Annotated in this window: 5 protein-coding genes; 3 read left to right on the top strand and 2 right to left on the bottom strand. The window is 58.6% G+C overall.

From position 1 onward, the window contains the following. The 3 genes from JNC62_RS20405 to JNC62_RS20395 all read left to right on the top strand — a co-directional run. On the top strand, nucleotides 1-273 hold a 273-nt coding region (locus JNC62_RS20405), incomplete at its 5' end, for a hypothetical protein (protein WP_374841276.1). Between the two features lie 85 nt (nucleotides 274-358). After that, a complete protein-coding gene (locus JNC62_RS20400; RefSeq protein WP_114669035.1) occupies nucleotides 359-2116 on the top strand; it encodes an AAA family ATPase in 1758 nt (585 codons plus the stop codon). Beyond that, the gene (locus tag JNC62_RS20395; protein ID WP_310458526.1) at nucleotides 2116-3345 is read left to right on the top strand and encodes a hypothetical protein; all 1230 of its coding nucleotides are present in this window, start codon (nucleotides 2116-2118) and stop codon (nucleotides 3343-3345) included. The genes JNC62_RS20400 and JNC62_RS20395 overlap by 1 nt, the downstream gene beginning before the upstream one ends. On the opposite strand, the gene JNC62_RS20390 is transcribed toward JNC62_RS20395, so the two are convergent. Together JNC62_RS20390 and JNC62_RS20385 are read right to left on the bottom strand one after the other, a co-directional pair. Continuing rightward, nucleotides 3323-3700, bottom strand: coding sequence for a GIY-YIG nuclease family protein (locus JNC62_RS20390; RefSeq protein ID WP_114669034.1), 378 nt, complete (start codon nucleotides 3698-3700; stop codon nucleotides 3323-3325). The genes JNC62_RS20395 and JNC62_RS20390 overlap by 23 nt on opposite strands. A gap of 47 nt (nucleotides 3701-3747) precedes the next feature. Further along, nucleotides 3748-4992 (bottom strand): DNA-methyltransferase, encoded by a 1245-nt coding sequence (locus tag JNC62_RS20385; RefSeq protein WP_136652996.1) that lies wholly within the window; start codon nucleotides 4990-4992, stop codon nucleotides 3748-3750. Nucleotides 4993-5156: the final 164 nt, after the last annotated feature.

Below are 5156 nucleotides of genomic sequence, written 5' to 3'. Positions count from 1 at the left end.
TCCGCCACTTGCCCTCGCGAAAGCGTTCTCCCGATCCGGCTGCGGCTGGATTTTCTCGTTGCTTTCGAGGGTTATACGGGAGGGGCTGAGCACCGGCGCCGGCGCCACGAGGCCCGGAAGCGGTCTCTCAGGCTCGATATTCTCTGGACCTGTTGCCTGCGCGGATCTGGTGAAGTTTTCCAAGACCCTGAAAATGCAGATTTTTTTTCATGCCCGGCTGAACACTTCGATTTCAGGGGCATCTACCGGATGGAACACAAATCGAACATGTGACTGCCCAAAGCCGATAGACGCGGCCGCAACTCAACTATAGGCTTCTCCCGATCTAGCAGGCAACTGGACGGAACGGGCCAACCGTATGGCAGCACAGGATAATCAGAATTTCGAGGGCCAGTTCTTCACTTGGTTGAAGACCTTCCTGAAGGACAGAGGGCTACAATTCTCCAGGTGTGGTTTCAAGACCGGAGATGGGCTTGGCGAACGCCATGAATTTGATCTCGCTGCTGGGTATTGGAAAGAGCCGAACTATTCCGCGAACAAGCCCCCGCGCTGGATCTATCGTATAGTTCCAGAACCCGTCGGGCTTCGCGCTGAAAACCCCGCTGGCGGTCCCTTCAACCTTGGTGCGATCAACACGGCGCAGGAGGACAAGGCGGGCGTAGTATTCCGTCTTGTGCCGCTGATTCAGCAGGGGCCGGGTGACTTTGTCCAAGACAAAGACTTTGAGGTTCACGCGCTATTCGTTTTTCACGGTGCAACCCCACAAGGGTCATCTGCCGAACCGTTCAATTTCGATCCCGCCACGGGAACGATGCGCTTCAAGGGGACCTCTCTGGAGTACATCGGCTGCGGACTGCTCGGTTTGATGCCCCGCAACACTGAGTTGAAGATCATAGAAAGCGGTATGGAGCGCACGATCACTTATGGAGATGTGATCGACGCACTCGCAGCGGACATCAAGTGCGCGCCGGCAGGAAATCCAGCTTCTCCAATTCCGGTCTACGATCTCACAGCGCAAGCCGAACTTGATAGACTCAAGAAAATGGTCGCGGACGCTTGGGCGGCCGCCGGGCCTGTGACGCCGAAGAATGTTGCAGTCGCTGCAGTTGCGGGCGACGAAAATGGCGATGACGACGAAATTATCCCACCCGCGTCGCTCGAGATCCCGGAGAACACGGACCTTCTTGGGATCGATCCCGCTGTATATCGCCAAATCAATGCGGCGCTGAAATCGGGCAAGCAGCACATCATGCTGTATGGTCCACCTGGAACCGGGAAGACAACTCTCGCGCGCTGGATTGCAGCAACCCTCACTGGCGGGAAGTGGACCCTTGTGACAGGTTCGTCAGACTGGAGTTCGCAAGACATCATCGGGGGGTACCAACCAGTAGGCGCTGGCGCCGTTGCCTTCATTCCTGGCGTATTGCTTCGTCGCTTTGATCGTCCGCTGATCATCGACGAACTTAATCGTTGCGACATCGATAAGGTGATCGGTCCGCTCTTTACTGTCTTGAGTGGCCAGCAGACCACTTTGCCCTACCGGCTGAACATCGAGGATAAGGATAGCCCGCAATATGTGATCCTGCCAGAAAGCAAGCCCTCGGCAGAGACATACGAGTTCGCGCCAGGCCCGCACTGGCGGCTGATTGCTACCATCAATTCCATCGACAAGGCCGCTCTGTATCAAATGTCCTATGCCCTCAGCCGCCGATTTGGCTGGGTCTATGTCGACGTGCCGCGCGACACGGCTGGTTTCATTGAGTCTTTTATCAGAAAGTCTGATCCAACTTGGGCTGGGCCTGCTGCGGGCGCACCTTGTCCGCTTGGTGCTTTCTGGGCGGCCATCAACAAGGTTCGTGTTCTTGGACCCGCCCCGATCATTGATGCAATCAAGGCCGTCCAGGCGATGGATGATGGCGCAGACTTCTTCGCTGTCCCTACGCCCTCAATGCGAGAGGCTTTGCTCGATGCGGTGGACATGGTGTTGCTGCCGATGCTTGACGGGATTGTGGTCCAGGATGCCGACTTCCTTGCGCAAGCGGCCGTAGACGCCTTCGGCCTTGATGCGGACTCCAGTGATCGGATCAAGCGGCGGATGGAGTCGGTTGCGGTCTGATGGAGGGGATCGACCGAGCGATTTCCGACTTTGCAGCAGGAATCTTCCTCCGGCATTTCCGGTCTGGGACGCTTCTCGGTGCTGACCGGCCGTCGCTTGACCTTGCCCGCGATCTCGAACTCCTTCGCGCGCACTGGGCGATCTCAGCGCCGGTTCGGGAGTTCGTTCAATATCTCCTTGCCCATCGGCACGAAGCGCAGGCGCTGCTGCAATTCCAGAGACGAACAGATGACGCAGTCGCGCGCGGAAGGATCGATGCCCGGGCTTCGGTTATTGCGCGAAGGGTGTCCGGGCACCCGTCTCTGATTGTTTCGGAAGAGCCTGTGAGATCGTTCAACACGGGGCCAAACCAAGTCGTCGCTTGGGTTGTGCACATGGCCGCGACTCATGCTGAGCGTCTGTTTGCGATGCAGCCCAAGAATTCGGCCTACGCGAGCCTGATTGAGGCGGCGATGGCGGAAATTTCAGCGGTGAAGCGGCTCGACGCTTTGCGAGAACCGCTGAAGCACGTGACGGCTGGACGAAGGCCGGGGCCAAACGCCGTAAGGGATGCAGCGCGGTCGCGACGACTGATCTATCGCTATGCGATTGCGGCCTACACGACGTTGACGGGGGTCGAAGCTGGCGACGAAGCCGCGCTTTCACGTGTCCTTCGAAGCACGCTCATCGGGCCACTTGAGGAGTGGCGTCGTTTCGAATTGGCCGTTGCGGCGGGACTCGGGGAAGCGCTGTCTGCGGAACTCGGCCTTCCGCTGCGTCTGTCTGTACTTGATGCTCGGCCAGGACAGCCAGTCTTGCGCTGCGGGCGGTACTCGGTTTTCTGGCAGTCAGGCGGCGGTCTGTATGTGCCACCTGCGCTGGAGCCATCTGAGCTGCGGCTTGAAGCCGTTCTCGCTGCATACGGGATGGCTGCAGCAGCGGATCGTCCGGACCTGGTAATTGTCGACGACGAAGCTGGAAGCGTGGCGGCCATCGTCGAGGTCAAGTATCTGGCGGGCGATACGGCAAATGCGCGTTTCCGTGAAGCCGCGGGTCAGATCGTTCGGTATGGACGGGGATATTGTGGCGAAGCCGAATTGCCCTCGCTGATCCGCCGGTCACTGATTGCTCTAAGCCGTGAGGTCCCCTCACTCATCGATGACACAGCAGACGCGCCCCGTGCGGTGGACTTCGGAGGAATACTGGATGGGCGGCTCAATTCTTGGGTCAGGGAGCGCCTTTTTGCTTAAGCCCATTGAGGGTTGGAGCAAGCTCGCCGCGCAATTTTATCTCAACGGCGCGAGCGGCGGCGGCATCTGCAGCGGGGAGCACCCGAACCTCGCAGAACTGCCGGATGTGCGCACGGCAACGCCGCCCGGCCTCTTGGGGGGAACGTGGCAGATCAGCGGGATCAAGGATCCGATCAAACAGGAGATACTGGGCAAACATATTGACGACCTGCCCGCTTGCGTGGTCACGGAGCCGTCGCCTGAGCGATCCTTTTCCGTCGCGCCCGGCCATGCCGACGTAGATCACTTCGTCTTCGGCAAAGATGACATACACGCCGGGCGTGTCGGGCACGACCGACCAGTCGGTCGTGCCCATGGGAACAGGTGGTCCAAAGCCGTTATCGTCGAGTATCCCGTGAAAGTTCACTCGGCGGCGACTTTCGGCTCGGTTGCCTTCTTGCGCATCGAAGCGGGGCGTTGCGCGCCTCCATCCTCAAAGAGTGGCACCGCTTCCTCATCGACTGGCCGTGCGCAGGGCGAGGCGATCTCGTATGGTACGCCGCGCTCCTTGGGCAGAGGCTGGACGGTCGGCACGAAGCGAGCCTTTGCCCCGAGCAAATATTCCTCAGAAAGCTCACAACAGACCCAGCGTCTGCGCAGATTCTCCGCAACGACACCGGTCACGCAGGAGCCGCCGAATGGATCGACCACCAAATCGCCGGGATCGGTCAGGAAGCGGATGAAGTACTCCGGCAACTGCGTAGGGAAGCGAGCGGGATGGATGGCAATGTTCTCTGCGCGGCACTGATCTTGGTAGCGTCCATTGGATTCCGTGTTCGCGATGGCGAGCAAGTTGGGTGGGACTGATCCGCCATTGTCCTTGCTGAACTTGTCGGAAATATCATGTCCCGAAGGGCGCAACTTCGCGGTATAACCGTTCTTCAGCAAGTGCTCCATTGACTTGGAGTATGGCTGCAGAATGCGCTTGTTATTCGCTTTTGGGTAAGGAGTCTTTGCAAGCCACCAGACGGTGTTCACGGCATCCTTGACGCGGACGCGACGCACGTTCACCCATTCAGCGGGGGTCGGTAGCTTCGACGGATTCCACCAGTAGTGTTCCTGGCACAAGTGAAAGCCGTATTCCTCGACCAGCATCACCAAGAGCTTGAAGTGATAGAGGCTGCGCGTCGGATGGCCGGGCTTCCAAGCTCCACCGATATCGATGACCAGACTTCCGCTGTCCTTTAGGACACGATGAAAGCCTTCAGCAAATGGCCGAAACCAATCACAATACTGATCGGCATCTTCGTTTCCGTAACTCTTTTTGCGAACGAGGCCGAAAGGCGGACTGGTCATGATCAGGTCTACGCTATTCGGCTTCGCCTTGCCGAAAAGGTACCCCCGACTGTCGCCCCAGAGAATCTCTCCGTTGTCCGTGGTGAGGAAGGGCTTCACGAGGGATTTGGGGTATGCGCGGGCGTTCGTCTCGATCGCACTTGTTCGACTGCTTTCCTTGCCCAGATGCTCCGAATGCAGGAAGCGAATGTACTCACTGACGTTCTTGTATCCCCTCGTTGCCGCAGCCTCTTCGAATGCCGCGCGTTCCTCCTCCGTCAGCCGGATGTTGGTGAACTTTGTTCTAGGATTCTCTGCTCTTGGTCGCGCCATTAGTACTTTCCCTCGTGTCACGCGAACAACATAGCTCTGGGTTTTCCGTAACACAACAACCAAGAGGCTAAAGCGTGGCACAAAAACCCGTCCCCGGGTGAATCTGGTCTGTGGCGGTGGTGCACTGGAGCGCGACCCTCTGCTCAGCCCAATCGACCGGGGGG

The sequence above is a fragment of the Mycoplana ramosa genome (genome assembly GCF_041930185.1).
GTDB lineage: Bacteria > Pseudomonadota > Alphaproteobacteria > Rhizobiales > Rhizobiaceae > Mycoplana > Mycoplana ramosa.
The sequence above is the reverse complement of the archived record's forward strand: the minus strand, read 5'-3'. Positions and strand labels throughout refer to the sequence as shown.